Origin of the sequence: Chryseobacterium sp. (assembly GCF_029240215.1) — a bacterium.
In the GTDB taxonomy this organism is placed as follows: Bacteria; Bacteroidota; Bacteroidia; order Flavobacteriales; family Weeksellaceae; genus Chryseobacterium.
The window spans coordinates 106,267-123,659 of record NZ_JARBTK010000006.1; the positions used below are offsets into that span (position 1 = coordinate 106,267).

The 17,393-nt window shown below is 34.4% G+C and carries 20 protein-coding genes and 1 riboswitch; of the genes, 11 read left to right on the plus strand and 9 right to left on the minus strand.

Annotated features, from left to right (window positions below; translation table 11 throughout):
* Positions 1–45: 45 nt before the first annotated feature.
* Genes K0R77_RS13120 through K0R77_RS13135 form a run of 4 tightly spaced genes read right to left on the minus strand, consistent with a single transcriptional unit; the run spans position 46 to position 3,299 of the window.
* Positions 46–840, minus strand: a complete 795-nt coding sequence (locus K0R77_RS13120) for an alpha/beta fold hydrolase (RefSeq protein ID WP_300353110.1) — start codon at positions 838–840, stop codon at positions 46–48.
* A gap of 6 nt (positions 841–846) precedes the next feature.
* Positions 847–1,251, minus strand: a complete 405-nt coding sequence (locus K0R77_RS13125; RefSeq protein ID WP_300353112.1) for a hypothetical protein — start codon at positions 1,249–1,251, stop codon at positions 847–849.
* 8 nt (positions 1,252–1,259) lie between these two features.
* On the minus strand, positions 1,260–1,979 hold the full coding sequence (locus K0R77_RS13130; RefSeq protein ID WP_300353115.1) for a pyridoxine 5'-phosphate synthase: 720 nt from the start codon (positions 1,977–1,979) through the stop codon (positions 1,260–1,262).
* 57 nt (positions 1,980–2,036) lie between these two features.
* Positions 2,037–3,299, minus strand: coding sequence for a mechanosensitive ion channel domain-containing protein (locus K0R77_RS13135; protein ID WP_300353118.1), 1,263 nt, complete (start codon positions 3,297–3,299; stop codon positions 2,037–2,039).
* A 163-nt stretch (positions 3,300–3,462) separates the two neighbouring features.
* Here K0R77_RS13135 and K0R77_RS13140 point away from each other — a divergent pair, with 163 nt between their 5' ends.
* The 3 genes from K0R77_RS13140 (at position 3,463) to K0R77_RS13150 (ending at position 5,693) form a co-directional block, all read left to right on the plus strand.
* A complete protein-coding gene (locus K0R77_RS13140; RefSeq protein ID WP_300353121.1) occupies positions 3,463–4,638 on the plus strand; it encodes a hypothetical protein in 1,176 nt (391 codons plus the stop codon).
* A gap of 72 nt (positions 4,639–4,710) precedes the next feature.
* Entirely contained in the window at positions 4,711–5,205 is a 495-nt protein-coding gene (locus K0R77_RS13145) for a DUF456 domain-containing protein (protein WP_300353124.1), read from the plus strand.
* A 5-nt stretch (positions 5,206–5,210) separates the two neighbouring features.
* Complete coding sequence (locus K0R77_RS13150; RefSeq protein ID WP_300353127.1) at positions 5,211–5,693, plus strand: hypothetical protein; 483 nt, start codon at positions 5,211–5,213, stop codon at positions 5,691–5,693.
* Here K0R77_RS13150 and K0R77_RS13155 read toward each other — a convergent pair.
* The 3 genes from K0R77_RS13155 to K0R77_RS13165 all read right to left on the minus strand — a co-directional run bounded on the left by K0R77_RS13155 (position 5,680) and on the right by K0R77_RS13165 (position 7,532).
* On the minus strand, positions 5,680–6,321 hold the full coding sequence (locus tag K0R77_RS13155; RefSeq protein ID WP_300353129.1) for a uracil-DNA glycosylase: 642 nt from the start codon (positions 6,319–6,321) through the stop codon (positions 5,680–5,682). The two genes, K0R77_RS13150 and K0R77_RS13155, sit on opposite strands and share 14 nt — an antisense overlap.
* A complete protein-coding gene (locus tag K0R77_RS13160) occupies positions 6,318–6,950 on the minus strand; it encodes a hypothetical protein (RefSeq protein ID WP_300353131.1) in 633 nt (210 codons plus the stop codon). The genes K0R77_RS13155 and K0R77_RS13160 overlap by 4 nt, the downstream gene beginning before the upstream one ends.
* A gap of 78 nt (positions 6,951–7,028) precedes the next feature.
* A complete protein-coding gene (locus tag K0R77_RS13165; protein ID WP_300353133.1) occupies positions 7,029–7,532 on the minus strand; it encodes a GNAT family N-acetyltransferase in 504 nt (167 codons plus the stop codon).
* A gap of 330 nt (positions 7,533–7,862) precedes the next feature.
* On the opposite strand from K0R77_RS13165, the gene K0R77_RS13170 reads away from it, so the two are divergent.
* The 4 genes from K0R77_RS13170 to K0R77_RS13185 all read left to right on the plus strand — a co-directional run bounded on the left by K0R77_RS13170 (position 7,863) and on the right by K0R77_RS13185 (position 12,750).
* Complete coding sequence (locus K0R77_RS13170) at positions 7,863–10,010, plus strand: DNA mismatch repair protein MutS (RefSeq protein ID WP_300353136.1); 2,148 nt, start codon at positions 7,863–7,865, stop codon at positions 10,008–10,010.
* 502 nt (positions 10,011–10,512) lie between these two features.
* Entirely contained in the window at positions 10,513–11,175 is a 663-nt protein-coding gene (locus K0R77_RS13175) for an ATP-binding cassette domain-containing protein (protein WP_300353139.1), read from the plus strand.
* A gap of 9 nt (positions 11,176–11,184) precedes the next feature.
* Positions 11,185–12,006, plus strand: a complete 822-nt coding sequence (locus K0R77_RS13180; protein ID WP_300353142.1) for a hypothetical protein — start codon at positions 11,185–11,187, stop codon at positions 12,004–12,006.
* Between the two features lie 66 nt (positions 12,007–12,072).
* Positions 12,073–12,254: riboswitch (cobalamin riboswitch) on the plus strand.
* 112 nt (positions 12,255–12,366) lie between these two features.
* Positions 12,367–12,750 carry an acyl-CoA thioesterase gene (locus tag K0R77_RS13185; protein ID WP_219971083.1) on the plus strand — a complete coding sequence of 128 codons (384 nt, stop codon included), beginning with the start codon at positions 12,367–12,369 and terminating at the stop codon, positions 12,748–12,750.
* A gap of 61 nt (positions 12,751–12,811) precedes the next feature.
* Here K0R77_RS13185 and K0R77_RS13190 read toward each other — a convergent pair whose 3' ends face one another.
* On the minus strand, positions 12,812–13,045 hold the full coding sequence (locus K0R77_RS13190) for a hypothetical protein (protein WP_300353149.1): 234 nt from the start codon (positions 13,043–13,045) through the stop codon (positions 12,812–12,814).
* A gap of 68 nt (positions 13,046–13,113) precedes the next feature.
* Positions 13,114–13,704: an HD family hydrolase gene (locus K0R77_RS13195; RefSeq protein ID WP_300353151.1), complete on the minus strand. Its 591-nt coding sequence runs from the start codon at positions 13,702–13,704 to the stop codon at positions 13,114–13,116.
* Between the two features lie 256 nt (positions 13,705–13,960).
* Between K0R77_RS13195 and K0R77_RS13200 the strand changes: the two genes are divergently transcribed.
* From K0R77_RS13200 to K0R77_RS13215, 4 genes are all read left to right on the plus strand, one after another.
* Positions 13,961–14,290 carry a PadR family transcriptional regulator gene (locus tag K0R77_RS13200; protein WP_047442550.1) on the plus strand — a complete coding sequence of 110 codons (330 nt, stop codon included), beginning with the start codon at positions 13,961–13,963 and terminating at the stop codon, positions 14,288–14,290.
* 12 nt (positions 14,291–14,302) lie between these two features.
* On the plus strand, positions 14,303–16,018 hold the full coding sequence (locus K0R77_RS13205) for a PspC domain-containing protein (RefSeq protein ID WP_300353157.1): 1,716 nt from the start codon (positions 14,303–14,305) through the stop codon (positions 16,016–16,018).
* 300 nt (positions 16,019–16,318) lie between these two features.
* Complete coding sequence (locus K0R77_RS13210; protein ID WP_300353159.1) at positions 16,319–16,912, plus strand: 1-acyl-sn-glycerol-3-phosphate acyltransferase; 594 nt, start codon at positions 16,319–16,321, stop codon at positions 16,910–16,912.
* Between the two features lie 46 nt (positions 16,913–16,958).
* On the plus strand, positions 16,959–17,393 hold the full coding sequence (locus K0R77_RS13215) for a hotdog fold thioesterase (protein WP_300353161.1): 435 nt from the start codon (positions 16,959–16,961) through the stop codon (positions 17,391–17,393).

Consider the following 17,393-nt stretch of genomic DNA (forward strand, 5'->3'; position numbering starts at 1 on the left):
GTATGATATTATTATCTTGGGGTGATTTCTGAAATCAATTTTGATTTAATTTAAACCTAAAAAATTCCTCACCACTTCACTGAATTCCACAGGATTATCTGCCTGAACCCAATGTGCAGCATTTTTAATTTTCACAAATTGAGCTTTTGGAAATTGCTGTTTGATTGCAAAACCATCTTGTGGTAAAATATAATTTGATTTTTCTCCTGCAATAAATAAAGTTTCACCTTCAAAAACTCCGAATTTAATCGCATTTGAAACAAACTGATTGTATTTTTCTGAAAGTGTTTTCAAATTGAATCTCCAATTAAGTTTCTTTGTATCACCAATTTCTTCCCAGTACAAATTTTTAGCTAAAAACTGAATGGTTGATTTTTCAGGAATATATTGACTGAGAACCGCTTCCACTTCATTTCTTGATTTAACAGTATCAAAATCAACCGTTTCAAGAGCTTTAATAATTCCCTGATGATGTGGAGGATATGCTTTTGGACCAATATCAACGACGATCAGTTTTTCAACTTTTTCTGGATAGCTCAACGCAAACTGCATTACCGCTTTTCCACCTAAAGAATGTCCCAAAACGTGAGCTTTTTCAATGCCATAATGATCCATGTAATTAGCAATATCATTCGCCAGATTGTCATGCGACATATTTTCAGAATGAAAACTTCTTCCATGATTTCTAAGATCAATCAAATGAACCGGCAAAAACTCGCCCAGTTCTTTCCCGAAACTCCCCCAATTATCAAGCATTCCAAACAAACCGTGAAATACTAAAAGCGGTGTTGACGATAAATTTTCGCCGAATATTTTTGAATGTAGTATATTATTTTCCATTATTTATTAATCTAAAAATGCTGAGAAAAAATCTCCGATGGCTCCGAATATATCACTTAAATCTAACCAGGATGAGTCTATATTGATGTCTGAATCTGAATATTCCAAAAAACTAAAATCAAAATTATTTCCTGAAATACCTTCCAACATGATTTGCTTCATTTCTACATAATCACAAACTTCGCCTTCGCTTCTGTGATAAGCATCAAAATCTTCATGTGAAGAAAATACAGACATGCTCCAACAAGAAAAATCTGTTCCAGAAGTACCCCACAAGGTTTTTTGATTGGCTTTTTTTATTTCTCCCGGCTTGTAGAAATCTTTTTTGCCATAATCATTTACAAGAACAGTTCCTACATCTTTGATGTACTGTTTTTTATTTTCCGGTAAAGGTGTGCAAAATTCTTTCATCTAAAAAATTACCATTTTGCCAATCTCTTCAAATACGCCTGAACTGTGTTTTCCATGCCCATGTACAACGCTTCAGAAACTAAAGCGTGGCCGATGGAAACTTCCAACAAATTCGGGATATTATCTGCGAAATATTTTAAATTTTCTAAACTTAAATCGTGACCTGCATTGATTCCCAAACCAAATTCGTTGGCAACGACAGCAGTTTCGTAATAAGGCTTAATTGCCTGTTCTTTGTTGGTTGTATAATTTTTTGCGTAAGCTTCGGTATACAGTTCTATTCTGTCAGCACCTGTTTTGAAAGCATACTCCACCAATTCAGGAGTCGGGTCAAGAAAAACAGAAGTCCTGATTCCTGCATTTTTAAATTCAGAGATAATTTCTTTCAAAAAATCAAAGTGCTTTTTGGTATCCCACCCCGCATTTGAGGTGATTGCATCATCGGCATCCGGAACTAAAGTTACCTGCTCGGGTTTTACTTCCAAAACTATATCGATAAAATCTCTGTGTGGGTTTCCTTCAATATTGAATTCTGTTGTCACCAAAGGTTTCAGATCATAAACGTCTTTTCTTGTGATGTGTCTTTCATCGGGTCTTGGATGAATGGTAATTCCGTGTGCTCCGAATTCCTGAATTTTGATTGCAGCTTCTGTAACGCTCGGTGTTTCTCCGCCTCTTGCGTTTCTGATGGTCGCAATTTTATTGATATTTACGCTTAGTTTTGTCATTATTATAGCTATTAGATTTCAGATATTCCTTATCTTGAATCTTATTTATTTTAAAATTTATTTCGGCAAACCGATTTGCATAATCTGAAGATCAAATTCTTTTGAAGCAACCAGCAGGTGATCAAAAATATCTGCCTGAATCTGCTCAAATTTTTCCCATTTCGAGTCATTTGCGAAGCAATAAACTTCCATTGGAAGACCTTGGGTGGTAATCTCCAGCTGACGAACCATGATCGGGCTTTCTTTATCAATCTCGGGATCGTTTTCTAAATATTTCTGTGTGTAATATCTGAAAACACCAACATTGGTCAATTGTCTTCCGTTGATAATTTTATCTTTATGCTCTATTTTCTCTTTTTCTAATGTGATCTCTGAAGTTTTTTCATTCAGATAATCCGAGATCAGATTGATCTCTTTTAAACGTTCAATTTCTTCGTTATTTAAAAATTTAAATGAATTGATATTAAAGAAAATTGATTTTTTAATTCTTCTCGTGTTGGATTCTGACATCACCTGAAGATTCTTGATCTCCGTGGTCAGCAAATCGTAAGTAGGAATTGACGAAATTGTTTTATCAAAATTAGTGATTTTCGTAGTCAAAAGATTGATCTCCAGAATATTTCCTTCGATATTATATTTTGGAATTCCGATCCAGTCACCGACTTTCAGACTTCGTGAAGTTGCTACGTGAAGACCTGTGACAAATCCCAAAATCGTATCTCTGAAAACCAATACCAAAACCGCTGTGATTGCTCCCAAACTTCCCAGAATTGTACCGCCTTTTATACCAAATACAGTACAAATGCCTATAACAGTCAGAATAAAAATACCAAAAATTTTCACCGATTCAGAAATAGCATTGAGAGCCATTATTTTATAAAAGTCCTGCTTGATCACAAAATAATTCCTGAATGTATTTAATACCCTAAACAGCATTCCTGCAATCACAAAGATGATTGACAGATTCACAATCACTTCCAATAATGTAAAACTTTTGGGATGTCTGTAAAATACGGAAAAAAGAGCCGAACCGGCGAATGCCAAAGCAGACAGATGAACTATTGAATTTGTGATTCTTGATTGATAGATAGATTTGAAAACAGGATATTTTTCTTTATCAAAAAATCTCTTGAATATAAGATTTACCAAAAGCTTGAAAACAAAATCAAGCGTGTAAATAAGTCCAGCCAAAAAGATAAACTTAAGTAAAATCTGAACGGTAAGAACAAGGTCAGAGTAAACATTATCTTTAACAAAATAGTGAATCTGATCGCTTATGTTCTGCAAAAAATCTTTTGTATCTTTTAACTCGTCTTTCATTATAGCAAATTTAATAAAATTAGAATCAGCAAAACCTTTACCACAACAAATTTCAATAACTATTTTCTAAAATCATTACAAATTCAACAAATTAAAATGAAAATTTAGATATATTTAATAATAAATTTGTTAATTTAGTAGTCTAAACCATAAAACTATTATTATGAGAAACTTTAATCTTCTTTTAATTTTTATTATTCTATTATCTCTGGGAGCATGTCGCTCCGAATCTGAAACTCCGGCAGAGATCACATCAACTGTTATGAAAACCGGAAAATTGTCCGGAAAAGTAATGTCACAAAACGGAAGCAAACCAATTGGGGGAGCCTCAGTTTTTACATTTGATGAAAAATACAAAATTTACCACACCTTGTCAGATTCTGACGGTAATTTTATTTTGGAAGCTCCCGTTGGTACACGTACCGTTTACATTCAGACAGGAAATGGAAGCAATTTCCGTACAGAGATTTCTGCAACGATTAAAGACAACGAAACGGTCAATCTCAATGCAAATCAGACAAAACTTAATCAGGTTGCTAAAATTGCATATGTGAAAGGTTCGTATGATAAGATTGAAGACATCATTTTAAACTTGGGATACACTGCAACAGAAATCACCAATGCTGATCTTGCCAATATCAATACACTTGCCCAATATGATATTGTTTTTCTTAACTGCGGTTCACGAAATTATACAGTCAATCAAGCACTTTATCCGGCAATTGATGCCAATCTGGCAATTTTTGTAGCTAATGGCGGAAGTATTTATGCTTCAGACTGGGATGTTGCTTATCTTGTCGGAGGAACCAATAATACAGATAATTGTGGAGTTTCAGGAGGTTTTGTTCCCGATTCAAAATTATGCTCAAAAAATCTGGGATCATCTGGTTTAGTTGCTGCAAGTGTAAATAATGCAGGTTTAACTGCAGCACTGGGTTTCAACTCATTAAATATTGATTATGATTTGGGAGCATGGCAAAAAATCATTACTTACGATCCTGCCTATTGGGAAGTTCTGGTAAAAGATGCTACTACCAATGATGCACTGATGCTCAGAACCAATCAGTTTACCGCAACAGGAATTCCGACTACACCAATAGGAAATGCTCCAAATACAGCATTTACAACCGTTTGTATTACACTTCCGGGAAATATTCAGATCAGCATTTCTGTTCCTACCGTTGCAGTTCCTTACTTAGTAGCTTTAGGAGCGACAGTAGGTCCGTGTTCAGGCGCATCAGGAAGTGGTTATATTTACTACACTACTTTTCATAATCACGCTTCAGGAAACATTGGTAATGCCGGAGTAATCTTACAATACGTGATTGTTAATCTTTAGAAAATCGGCTTGAAAATTGATACTTAACAAAAGTGGCTTTTAGAAGTCACTTTTTTTATTAAAATTAATTTTATGGATCATACTTTAATTTCGATCATCAGTATTATTTTACTTGTTTTAGGCATATTGGGAACTTTTTTGCCCGTTTTGCCCGGACTGGTTTTGAGTCTTGGAGGACTTTTGATTTACAAATATGGAACAGATTCAGATATGTCGATGATCTATATTTGGGCATTTGTCATTCTCACGCTTGCTTCAGCGGTTTTAAATTATGTAATTCCTGCAAAAACCAACCGGAAATATGGCGGAACGCGTTGGGGAAGCATCGGATCAATTATCGGAACCATTGTCGGCATTTTTCTTCCTATTCCATTAGGATTTCTAGTGGGTATGTTTGCCGGAGTTTTCATTGGTGAACTTTTGCATGACAGCAAAGATATGAACAAAGCATTACGCTCAACAAAAGGAGCTTTCATAGGATTTATTTACGGAACAGGTTTTAGTCTTGTAGTAGGCTTGGCAATGTTATTTGTTGTAGTTTTGGATATGACGACTAATTTAATTTAACAGATATGTTTTACAAAATTATAATTTCAGGTTTTGCTTTGTTGGTCTTATCAAACTGCAATACTCAAAAAGAAACAAAAAGTGCTGAAAAAGTGGCTACAAAAAACAACAAGAATGTGGAAGGAAAAATTATTTACTTTACTGAAGGAGAAAATAAATTTCTGAGCGAATACCAAATGAATGTCACTTTCAAAAACATTGCTGAAGACAGCCGTTGCCCGGAAGGCGTAACCTGTGTTTGGGAAGGGGCAGCCGTTGCCAATATCGAATTTATGGGAACAACGACAAGACCAATGACAATTCCGTTAGCAACGACAGAAAATGCAGGAAGAAGCTATCACAAATCAACTTTTTTCAATGGATATACAATTTCTCTGGTTGAAGTAAATCCTGCACCTACTTCAGGAGAAGGAGCAAAAGCACTTTCCGGAAAATACCGAATAGGAATCGTCATTGTGAAAGGCGGAGAAGATTCTACCAAGAGATAGGTTTCTTGCCTTTTGAAACTAAATATTCATTAATTTTTGAGAAAGGTTTGCTTCCGAAAAAACCTCTGTGAACAGAAAACGGTGACGGATGTGCAGATTTTAATATAAAATGTTTAGCCGGATCGATGAGTTCGGCTTTTTTTTGTGCGAAAGCGCCCCACAAAACGAAAACTACATTTTCTTTTTTGTCTGAAATTTCTTTGATGATATAATTGGTGAATGTTTCCCAGCCGAGATCTTTATGAGAATTCGGAGAATGTGCACGAACAGTTAATGTTGCATTTAATAATAAAACGCCCTTTTTCCCCCAATCGTCTAGTTCTTTTGAAGTTCTTTCAATTCCGAGATCACTTTTCAGTTCGATAAAAATGTTTTTAAGCGAAGGCGGTGCAGCCACCTGTTCGGAGACCGAAAAGCACAAACCATTTGCCTGAAAATCATTGTGATAAGGATCTTGCCCGATAATCACCACTTCAACCTCATCAAAAGGCGTAATTTCTAATGCTCTGAAAATCTGTTTTTTTGGTGGGAAAACTTTTGTGGTTGCGTATTCCTGTTTTACTTTTTCCCAAAGATTGGTAAAGTAAGGTGTGCTTTTTATTGGGGCTAAAATTTCGGTCCAGGTCATTTAATCTTTATGTTTTTTGTCAACTTTTTTACTATTCCAAATTGGATTTGTTCATTCTCAATTTTTTCATATAAATATGTCTCATCTTCAATTTTTAGAATTCTTACCAAAAATTCAGGATTATCTTTCAATAATTCCACACTATCTCCTGTGGGAACAACTGTGTAGTCTCCATAATCATACCATGTTATTTTACCGTTGTAAGTCTTTCCTTCAAAGGTTTCATACTGCATGTTGTCTTTCCTTTCAAAATTATATAATGAAGAGTATCCTAGAATTTGCAGAGTGAATTTTCCATTTTTAAATTTTTCTGCATTAAGTTTGGGATTATAATCCAAACATTTATTTGGAAATAACTCTTTTGCGCTATTACTATTTAGATAAATTGCATCAGTTAAAGATTTACAACCATTCTCCTTTTCACCAATTATAATTTGTAAGTATCCTTTAAAATATAATGCAGCCAGGTTTTTAGGATTTATTTTTAGTGACTTATCAAGGTTAATAATTGCATTTTCGAAATCTTTATCTTGAATATTCTTCATCGCCAAACTCATTAAATCTGGTGATTGGTTCTGATTTTGTCCTAAAAACAAAACAGGTAAAAATAAAAGTAATATTTTTTTCATAAGATATGCAAATGTATATAAAACCAGAGCCAAAATAGATAAAGGTTTATCCTTCGTCAGAATGACAAAAATAAAGTATTATTTTTTCAAACTAAAAACCAAATTATCCGGAAAACCCTCATCAGTTCTTCCCTCTTGCAAAATAAAATCGTGTTTCAGAAGAAGTCCTTTCGAGTTTTCGTTAAACTTATTGGTGAAAGCTAAAATCTCCTGCAAATTTAATTCATTAAAACCAAAATTTAAAACGGCAGTCAAAACTTCAGACATGATTCCTTTTCGGTGATGATCGGGCAATAATTCATAACCAACTTCTGCTTCTGTTCGGTCTTCAGAAAAATTCCAGAGACAAATTGTTCCGATGAGATTTTGTTGATTATTGTATGAGATTCCCCAATAGAGAGATTCATTATTCCGAATCCTTTTTTTGATCGTTAAAATAAAGTCAAGCGCATCATAATTTGTTTTTGGTGGAATTCTTTTTACAAATTGATTGACAATTTCATTGCTTCTGATTTTTAAAATATCCTCTACATGGCTTTCATCAATTTCCTTTAAAGTCAAACGATCGGTTTCTATTCTCATATCTCAAATTTAATAAAAACTAAACCATGAGAGAAAAAGTTTTTTATAAATACATTAGAAAATAAAACTTATTTAATTTTTTATTTTTGTGATCCAGATAAATTAAACATAAAGTTTGTCATCCCGTACGGATCTAAACTCGAATCTTTCCAATCTATTCTCTAATACTAAGCCGAGATCCCTACGGGATGACAAACTGTGTGGTAAAAATTTAACTTAAAAAAAACTAATGTATTAAATTTTGAAATTTTTGTGGTTAAATAAAATGTAAAGAAACTCATTTTCAAACACCACAACATCACATTCACATTTTCTCACTAAATTTGCACTGTGTATATAAATAAAGAAGATTTAAACGAATTAGAGTTTCCGCAATTACTCGCGGAAATTGCTCCTTTTGCATATTCTCCGAAAACGAGAGAAAAAATCCTTGAGCTTCGTCCGATGAAAATTGATGAGGCTGAACTTTCGCTGAAAAAAACTTCAGAATACCTGTCGAGTTTTGAAAGTTCAAATGCGATCCCGTTTGATGAATATGAAGATATTGAGAGCGAACTGAAACTAATGCTGATTGAGAATTACCGTCTCGAAAACTCAGCTTTCATCAAAATAAAAACCCTTACCGAACAAATAGGAAAACTTCAGAAATTTTTCCCAACGATGCCCGATACTTTTCCGAATCTGATGAATGATGCTTCTGCTTTGGAATATAAAAAAGAAATCATTGATAAAGTTGACAAAGTTTTTAACCGTTTTGGAGAAGTAAAAAGTGAAGCTTCACCAATTCTGAAAACCTTGAGAGCCGAAATTCAGGTGTCGAAAAAAGCAATTCAGGAAAATTTCAACAGAGTCTTATTCAATTACAGTCAGAGTGATTTTCTGGATGACATCCGTGAAAGTATTATTGAAGACCAAAGAGTTTTGGCGGTAAAATCTGCTTATAAAAAACGGGTTCCGGGAAGAGTTTTAGGACTTTCAAAAACAGGATCTATTACTTTTATTCAGCCGGACAGCGTTGTGAAGCATTACTTCAAGCTCCGTGAAGATCAGGAAGAAGAAAAGAAAGAAATTGACAAAATCCTGAGGCAGCTTACCGCAGAATTAGCGGTTTTCCAGCCACAGCTTTGGAGATATCAGATTTATATTTTTGATTTAGATTTAACGAGAGCCAAAGCAAAATTCGGCGAGTTGGTGAATGGTATTTTACCGAAAATTAACCGTCATAAAACTTTAAAGCTGAGAGAAGCTTATCATCCATTACTATGGTTGAGAAATAAAGCTGAAAATAAAACTATTTTCCCACAAACATTAAGCTTGACGGAGCATAACAGAATCATCTGTATTTCCGGACCGAATGCTGGTGGAAAATCAATTACACTGAAAACTGTAGGATTGCTTCAACTGATGATTCAAAGCGGAATTCTGGTTCCTGCGCATCCAAAATCCGAGATGTTTTTCTTTGATAAAATCATGACCGATATTGGTGATAATCAATCTATTGAAAATCATCTTTCGACCTACTCTTCAAGATTAAAGAAAATGGGAGGAATCATCCGTGAATCTGATCCGGAAACACTTTTACTGATCGATGAGTTCGGAACAGGATCTGATCCTGAACTGGGTGGTGCTTTAGCCGAAAGTTTCCTTGAGTTTTTCTATGACAAAAAGAGTTTTGCGATCATTACTACGCATTACACCAACATCAAATTGGTTGTAGAACAGCTTCCAAATGCTATTAATGCAGCAATGCTTTTTGACGAGGAAACTCTGGAACCGATGTACAAACTCGAGGTCGGGCAAGCCGGAAGCTCATTCACCTTTGAAGTTGCGGAAAAGAATAAAATCCCAAGATTTATCATTCATTCTGCGAAGAAAAAAGTGGAACATGACATCGTTAATTTAGATAAAACCATCGTCAAACTTCAACAGGAAAAATATGAAGTTGAAAAACTGAAAACCGATCTTGCCGAAAGGAAAGGTTCTGTGGAAGATAAACGCGACAATCTTCAGAAACTGAACGAGCAGCTTCAGCAAAAACTTTTCAATTTCCAGAAACTGTATGAAGATGAGCACAGAAAACTTCAGTTCGGGACAAAGATTGAAGGTTTTATCGACAGTTACGTAAAAGGAAAATCACGAAAAGATGTAGTGAAAGATTTTGTAAAAATTCTTGAGCAGGAAAAGTTCAGAAAAATCGGGGCTGATAAAGATGAAACAAAACGTCTTCAGATTGTCAAAAGAAAAATCACTCAACAATTAAAAAAAGAAGATGTAATTGAAAAAATTTCTGAAACGAACGATAAAATTGAGGAAAAACGTAAAACCGACCGTGCTGTGTGGATGAAAATCGGACAACGTGTAAGAATTACAGGAAGTACAAGTGTCGGAACTATTGAAACGATTTCTAAAAACAAAGTGACTGTCAATTACGGAAGCTTTAAAACCGTGATCAGTTCTGATGAATTGGAAAGAATTTAATGAACGAAATAGCTCATTTTAGAGAGGAATAAAAAAGCATGTGTGATTTTTAAAAACGGACGCCAGCTTTTTCGAAATGGACGCCAGCTTTTCTAAAATGCAGGCGTGCTTTTCACCCAATCCTCGAATGCTTTTATAGAAGTCGTAGGTAGCATTTCAAAAATGACTTCCCATAATACAAAAAAGAGGGTGTTTACAAGCACTCTCTTTTTTATTACTTTTGAAAAATGCTAAACGATTTTAAAATTTTATGGATTTTTTACCGAAAGCTGCTGATTCCGGCGGTATTGTTTTCTGTATTGATGGCATTTCAGATAGGAATCAGTTATGAAAGTTTCGGATTGTGTTTTATTGTGCTTCTTCCTTGCTTTCATTATTTTATTTATGAATTGAGATTTAAAAACGAATATCATTTCTATGCTAATTTCGGGTTTTCAAAATTATTTCTTTGGATTATAACTTTATCTTTCGGTTTAATTATAAAAATAATCACACGTTTTTTATGAGTACGCTTCATATTGACAGCATCACAAAATCATTTGGTGAAAAGAAAATTCTACAGGATATTTATTTAGGTTGTAAAACCGGTGAAATTGTAGGAATTCTGGGAAGAAACGGTTCCGGCAAATCAACGCTTTTCAAAATTATATTCGGGATTATGAAAGGTGAAACTCAACATATAAAATTCAATGACATTCTTTTAAAAAACCAATCTGATCACAAAAACAGAATCTCATATTTACCACAATTTTCTTTTTTACCTAAAAATGTTAAGATCAAAAAGCTCATCGGATTATTTTGCAATAAGGAAAATTCAGCAAAACTTTTATATTCAGAATTGCTTCAACCTTTCATTAATGAAATTCCTGGACAGCTTTCCGGTGGTGAGCTCAGAGTTTTGGAAGTTTTATTAATCATTTATTCAAAAGCCGAATTTATTTTACTTGATGAGCCTTTTCACAGTCTATCACCGAAAGTTGTTTCCGAGATAAAAAATATCATCAAAGAACAGTCTCAAAATAAAGGTTTCCTAATTTCAGATCATCAATATCTGGATGTTCTGGATGTTTCAGAAAGTATTTATCTGCTTTCAGATAGCCATTTAAAACCAATAAAAGATTTAACAGAATTGAAAAGATATAATTATCTTCCGAAAAACATTTAATTTATATCTTTGAACTATAAATATTCTTTCCCAATGACTTTCATCAACAAAGCGATTTATTTATCGATATTCAGTATTTTTTCTTTTTCATTAATTAATGCACAGAATAAAGTTCCTTTCGGAGTGGTAAAAGCCACGGAAGGTTATGCGATGGTGCGTGTACATAAAGAAGATTATCGAAAAATCGTAGACAAAATCCGAATGAAAAAAGGAGATGTTTTTGTTTATGTGAAACCTGCTCCCGGCGAAACAGACTGGATCTGGATCAAATATCCCGAAAAAGGTGAAATCGAAAAACCATTTGTAAGATATGACAGTCTGACGAAAGAAGGTATGGTCAATAAAGACCGTATCGCTTTTATCGACCAGCTTCCACAATACACTCCTACAAAGTCTAAAAACGGGAAGTCAATCATTTTCACAGACAATAACAATCCTAAAATTCCTACTGCACAAAGAAGTAAGGTTGTCATTGATATTTATCCGTCAAATGCAAGCTACCGGAAACAGGAAAAAGATGCAGCCGGAAACATCAAAACCATCGATAAAGTAAAACCATGGGGAATTGATAAAGAATTGCCGCAAGGAATGACCGAAATCAAATCGATCAGAGTACAGCAACCCGGAAGAGGTTCTGTTTTTGTGAGAGAAGCCATTAAAAATATGTTCCAGCCTACTATGGATTTTGAAAACATCGGAGTAACTTCTATCGACGACGATCATATCTTCCTCTATATGATCAATGGTTCCGGAGCGAATAGATACACGTCGCTTTGGACTATCAAGGAAGGAAAAGTAATCAGCCAGATTATTTTTAAAAATCCTGAATAATTCACCTATTTATCATTATTTTTGCATCCGGAAAGTCTTTAGCTTTTGATATAATGCTTCTTGCTGATAATTTTCCGGGAAATTGGTTCTGCCTAACCGCAGATGAAAAGGGAATCGTGTGAAAGTCACGAACTGTCGCGCAACTGTAAAGTAACCAAAGTCTTTATTAAAAACCACTGTGCAAAACGCATGGGAAGGAAATAAAGATGTTACAAGTCAGGAGACCTGCCATTTTCTACAGACAAAAAACTTTCGCGATTTGAAGTTTGTTGATCTCATAGCTTACTTCAGGAATTTCTTGTTCCTGATCTGTCTGTTTGTTTCAATATATTTCATTTTCGCTTTAATTAATAATGAAATATGACTACAGAAGAGAGAATTGAAGCTTCCGAGACCCGAATCTTTAAAGCGGTTTTCCCAAACACGACCAATCATTACGACACCCTTTTCGGTGGAACGGCAATGCAGCTGATGGATGAAGTTGCATTCATTACAGCGACCCGTTTTGCGAGAAAAAGAGTGGTAACCGTAAGCAGCGATAAAATCGATTTTAAAAAACCAATTCCCGCGGGAACAATTGTCGAGCTAATCGGAAAAGTAGCACACGTTGGAAAAACCAGTATGAAAGTCAATGTGGAAATATACACCGAGCAAATGTATTCTTACGAAAGAGAAAAAGCTATCGTAGGTGATTTTACTTTTGTGGCGATTGATGAATTTAAGAAACCAATTCAAATACTATAAATTCAGGCTGGTTTCGGCGGGCTTTGCCCGCCGAAACCTTATTTTTAAAAACTTTAAAAAATTAGATATCATCTGAAATTTCCAGCCGAATATCAATAGGAATCGTAGTGATGATCAGAATATTATTTTCTTCTTCCCGCATTTCTACGTGGGCATCAGAAAAACTTCCGTCCGGATTTTTTTTCTTAATGTTAATATCTTTTACATTCAAAAATTTTTTAGGGATCAAAAGTGTATAGTTATTTTCACTTTGATGGTAGTTTAGCTCTTCTCTGTTATAATCTTTTGTCTGCATAACTTTTTTAAGCTATACAACAATCTGTACACCAAAGTTTTAGGTTTAACCGGAATTTTCAGAAAAACTCATTTCAAAACCTTCTCGGTTTCAAGATTTTTGATCATTAAAAATTGAAAAGCCTCTCCCATTTCGTCAGAAGCCCTGCTGATTGCATTTTCGAGCATATTCCTTACCTGTTTTTCGGTTACTGCAGCTTCTGTCCAGCTTTTTCCTGAAGTGTGTGAATTGAGAATGAAAGGCATTATTCTGTCAATGGCACAGGCAAAAATCGCATCAGGAGTTTGCTCTTCCTCAAATTCGAGCCAGAGATTAAAAAACTCCGAACGAATAGGTTCGTCTAAAATTCCGAATATATTTTGGGCAGAAATTTTTTCTCTTTCAAATTTCCCAACCATTGCGGCTTCGTCAAAAAGAAAGGTATCTCCTGCTTCAATTTCAACCAAATCATGAATTGAAAGCATTCTGATGACTCTCAACAAATCGATATCTGCTCTGTTTTTAGCGTAGGGAAAAAGAATCTGAGCCAAAATTATAATCTGCCATGAATGTTCGGCTGTATTTTCCCTTCTGGAGTCGTCAGCATTGTAATTTCTTCTTTGTACGTTTTTTAAAGCGTCAATTGCGACGATAAAATCAATTTCTTTTTGAATTTTCATGCCTCAAAAATAAGAATTATCATGAAAATCTCAGTTTTTAGAATAAGAATAGAACAAAAATAAATTATTTAAAAATATGAATTTAAATTTATTCTACTGATTATCAAATATTTAAGTAAATACTAAAAATAATTTCACTACTTTGTATTGCATATTACCATTTTAATTACATATCTTTGTAATGTAGAATCAGAGAAAGTTTAACTAGCTAGAAACAAAAACTGATTTGATATAACTAATTAACAAACTTATAAAGATGAATACTGAAAATACCAAAGCGCAAATGCGAAAAGGGATTCTGGAATTCTGCATTTTAAGCCTCATCAACAATCGCGAAATGTACGTTTCTGATTTAATAGATGAACTGAAAAAAGGAAAACTGGATGTAGTGGAAGGAACCCTCTATCCTCTTTTGACCCGATTGAAAAACGGAGAATTTCTCTCTTACAGATGGGAAGAATCTACGGGAGGACCGCCAAGAAAATATTACCAAATCACAGAAAAAGGCAAAACTTTTTTAGCTGAACTGCAAAATACCTGGAAAGAACTGACAGATTCTGTAAACCAAATCACTCAAAAAATTTAAAAAACAAAAGCTATGAACAAGACACTCTCAATAGGACTCGCAGGTTTTTCTTTCACCATAGAAGAACACGCATACATAAAGCTCAGCGATTATCTGAATGCACTGAGAAGCTCACTAGATGCTTCTGAAGCAGATGAGGTAATGCACGACATAGAAATCAGAATGGTTGAGATCTTCAGAGATTCTTTAGGAAAACGCGAAGTAATCAATGATACAGACGTAGAAAGAGTAATCGCTCAAATTGGTTCTCCTGAAAAAATTGAAGAACAGGAAGAAGCTTATTATTCTGAAAAAAATACAAAAAGAGACAGCTCAGGAACTCACTACACTGACAAGAAACAACTTTTCCGTGATCCTGAAAGACAAAAGATCGCCGGTGTTTGTGCAGGTTTGGCAGCCTATTCTGGTATGGAAATTACTTGGATGAGACTCATCTGGATTGGTGCATTTATATTTCTTTGGGTCGCACCTGGATCATCTTTTCTCGTAATTATCTTATACTTTATTCTTTGGGCTGTTTTACCAAAAGCAGAAACAGCTTCAGACTTTTTAAAAATGAAAGGTAAACCTTTAAATTTTGATAATCTGAAAGAAGAATCTAGTAAAATTGTGCAATTTGCAAATGAAACGACGACAAGAGCAGGTGAGATTTATATCGAAAACAAACCTTACATTAACAATGCAGGAAGCGGAGTTTGGAATATTTTAAAATACTTAATAGGCGGCTTCTTTGCATTGATGGCATTCGGAAGCATCATCGGAGTATTTGTTTTATTCGGTCTTTTCGGAATAGATTCAAACTTTCCAGGAGCCAATGAAATGAAATTCTTTTTTGATGACGATGGATTGTACAATGTTCTAGCTGCGCTTATTATCGTTGGTTCTTTGATTCCAGCAATCCTCTTCAGTTTATTAAGCATCAAGATTTTCTCTCCAAAAACTAAGCTGAGAAATATCGGTTGGGTAATCGGACTTCTTTTTCTTGCCGTAATCGCTTTAGGTACTTATTTCGGAGTGAGCATGGCAAAAAGAGAAATGTTCCTGAAAGGACAAAAAGAAGACACTGAAGAAGTTGCAATCAATACATTATCAGACACCATCTATGTTGACATGAAAAGTGTAGTAATTCCTCAAAATTTCACAGCATACGACGATGATTTATTTTCAGACAAGATTTCAGTTTATGAAAAAGACTGGATTCATGTTGATGTAACAAGAAAAGCAGATATCAAAACGCCATATTTAATTATTAAAAAAGAGGCGAAAGGATATAACATTCCGCTTAATGCAACTGTTCCTGTGGAAATCGTTGGTAATAAAGTGATTCTTCCGAATTATATCAAATATCCTTACGAACATCGTTTCAGAGATTACAATATTGATTACGAACTGGTAATTCCTCAAAATGCAGTGGTAATTCCTCTAAAGAAGGACTCAATGAATTTTGACGGTGATACTGACGGAAACGGAATCAACGATAATGAAGAAGAAGAGAACGATGATGAGAACGGAAATATTCAGATCGAAAAAAATAAGATTACAATCAACGGTTCTACTATCGAATACAATGAAAATGATAAAGACAGCGTAATTATCAACGGAAAGAAATATCCTAAGAACCAAGCCGACAAGATCATGGATACAATGAAGATGGATATTGAGAAAATGAAAGATGTCGACATCAAAATAAAAGATGGTAAAAAAGAATTTTCTATCAAAACCAAATAATTAAACTTGAGAGAGTGGCGGAAGGTGTGGATGAATAGCAACAGTTTGAAACCCACACTCTTCTACTCTCAAAAAAACTATAAATTCTTCATTAATTAGTGGTTTATATATTAAAATTGTCTTATCTTCGTAAAAAATTAACCAACACAAAAAACAATAATCATGGTACAATTAGTTTTAGAAATCGCAATAAAAATCGCAGATTTAATCAGCGGGTTATTTTAAGAGCCATAATATTTCAATATATTTGTAAAGTATAACCATTGTTTGGTTATACTTTTTTGTTTTAAATTTAAATTCATGAAAAAGCTGATTGGCAAATTACTTTTAAAAATGCTGGGTTGGAAGGTTGTGTTACAGGGCGATGTCAACAGCCTCAACCGTTGTATTCTGGTTGTAGCACCTCATACGCACAATATGGAATATCTTCTGGGCAACCTTGCCTATTGGACTTTAGGAAAACCTCTGAAAATCATCATCAAAGATGCCCACACCAAAGCTTGGTACGGTTCTATTGTGAGAGGTTTAGGAGGAATCGGTATCGACAGAAGCCAGAAAAATGATCTGATCAATTTTGTGGCAAATGAATTTAAAAAAGATGATTTCAGTCTTGTGATTACTCCTGAAGGCACCAGAAGCTGGGTTCCGAAATGGAGAAAAGGTTTTTACCACATGGCTTTAGCCGCGAAAGTTCCAATCGTTTTAGCAGCCGGAGATTTTAAAAGAAACATCGTCTACCTTGGTTATACGATTCCTTATGAGAGAATAGCATCGGCTTCGTTCCTTGAAATCATGGAAGAAATCCAGAATTATTATATTAAATACGATATTGGTCCGAAAATTCCTTCTAACTGGAATCCTAATATCATAGGAAATGATGAAGTTAGAAGTTAGAAGTTAGAAGTTAGAAGTTAGAAGCAAAATTACTTATTCCATAAAAATGTATACAGAAGGCAAAACAAAAGAAGAAATATTAGAATTTATCAATAATTGGGGTGAAGAAACTTTTGCAAAAACCCTTGATATACAATTCATCGATATTGATCTTGAGAATGAAACATTAACCGCAACAATGCCGGTTTCACCAAAAATCCATCAGCCATTCGGAATTATGCACGGCGGAGCAAGTTGTGTTTTGGCAGAAACAATGGGTTCCAGCCTTTCTAATATTTTTATTGACGGAAGCAAATATTTCGGAGTAGGAACAAATATCAATTCAAATCACCTGAGAAGTAAAAGAGACGGAACCGTAACTGCCGTCGCAAGATTTATCCGAAAAGGAAAGACCATGCACGTCTCTGAAATTGAAATACGTGACGAAAAAGGTCAGTTGATCAATCATACAACAATGACGAATAACATCATTAACAGATAA

What these genes read in the sequence shown, in the direction of transcription:
- K0R77_RS13120 (WP_300353110.1), bottom strand. Translation starts at nt 840, where the DNA reads ATGGAAAATAATATACTACATTCAAAAATATTCGGCGAAAATTTATCG.
- K0R77_RS13125 (WP_300353112.1), bottom strand. Translation starts at nt 1,251, where the DNA reads ATGAAAGAATTTTGCACACCTTTACCGGAAAATAAAAAACAGTACATC.
- K0R77_RS13130 (WP_300353115.1), bottom strand. Translation starts at nt 1,979, where the DNA reads ATGACAAAACTAAGCGTAAATATCAATAAAATTGCGACCATCAGAAAC.
- K0R77_RS13135 (WP_300353118.1), bottom strand. Translation starts at nt 3,299, where the DNA reads ATGAAAGACGAGTTAAAAGATACAAAAGATTTTTTGCAGAACATAAGC.
- K0R77_RS13140 (WP_300353121.1), top strand. Translation starts at nt 3,463, where the DNA reads ATGAGAAACTTTAATCTTCTTTTAATTTTTATTATTCTATTATCTCTG.
- K0R77_RS13145 (WP_300353124.1), top strand. Translation starts at nt 4,711, where the DNA reads ATGGATCATACTTTAATTTCGATCATCAGTATTATTTTACTTGTTTTA.
- K0R77_RS13150 (WP_300353127.1), top strand. Translation starts at nt 5,211, where the DNA reads ATGTTTTACAAAATTATAATTTCAGGTTTTGCTTTGTTGGTCTTATCA.
- K0R77_RS13155 (WP_300353129.1), bottom strand. Translation starts at nt 6,321, where the DNA reads ATGACCTGGACCGAAATTTTAGCCCCAATAAAAAGCACACCTTACTTT.
- K0R77_RS13160 (WP_300353131.1), bottom strand. Translation starts at nt 6,950, where the DNA reads ATGAAAAAAATATTACTTTTATTTTTACCTGTTTTGTTTTTAGGACAA.
- K0R77_RS13165 (WP_300353133.1), bottom strand. Translation starts at nt 7,532, where the DNA reads ATGAGAATAGAAACCGATCGTTTGACTTTAAAGGAAATTGATGAAAGC.
- K0R77_RS13175 (WP_300353139.1), top strand. Translation starts at nt 10,513, where the DNA reads ATGAGTACGCTTCATATTGACAGCATCACAAAATCATTTGGTGAAAAG.
- K0R77_RS13185 (WP_219971083.1), top strand. Translation starts at nt 12,367, where the DNA reads ATGACTACAGAAGAGAGAATTGAAGCTTCCGAGACCCGAATCTTTAAA.
- K0R77_RS13190 (WP_300353149.1), bottom strand. Translation starts at nt 13,045, where the DNA reads ATGCAGACAAAAGATTATAACAGAGAAGAGCTAAACTACCATCAAAGT.
- K0R77_RS13195 (WP_300353151.1), bottom strand. Translation starts at nt 13,704, where the DNA reads ATGAAAATTCAAAAAGAAATTGATTTTATCGTCGCAATTGACGCTTTA.
- K0R77_RS13200 (WP_047442550.1), top strand. Translation starts at nt 13,961, where the DNA reads ATGAATACTGAAAATACCAAAGCGCAAATGCGAAAAGGGATTCTGGAA.
- K0R77_RS13205 (WP_300353157.1), top strand. Translation starts at nt 14,303, where the DNA reads ATGAACAAGACACTCTCAATAGGACTCGCAGGTTTTTCTTTCACCATA.
- K0R77_RS13210 (WP_300353159.1), top strand. Translation starts at nt 16,319, where the DNA reads ATGAAAAAGCTGATTGGCAAATTACTTTTAAAAATGCTGGGTTGGAAG.
- K0R77_RS13215 (WP_300353161.1), top strand. Translation starts at nt 16,959, where the DNA reads ATGTATACAGAAGGCAAAACAAAAGAAGAAATATTAGAATTTATCAAT.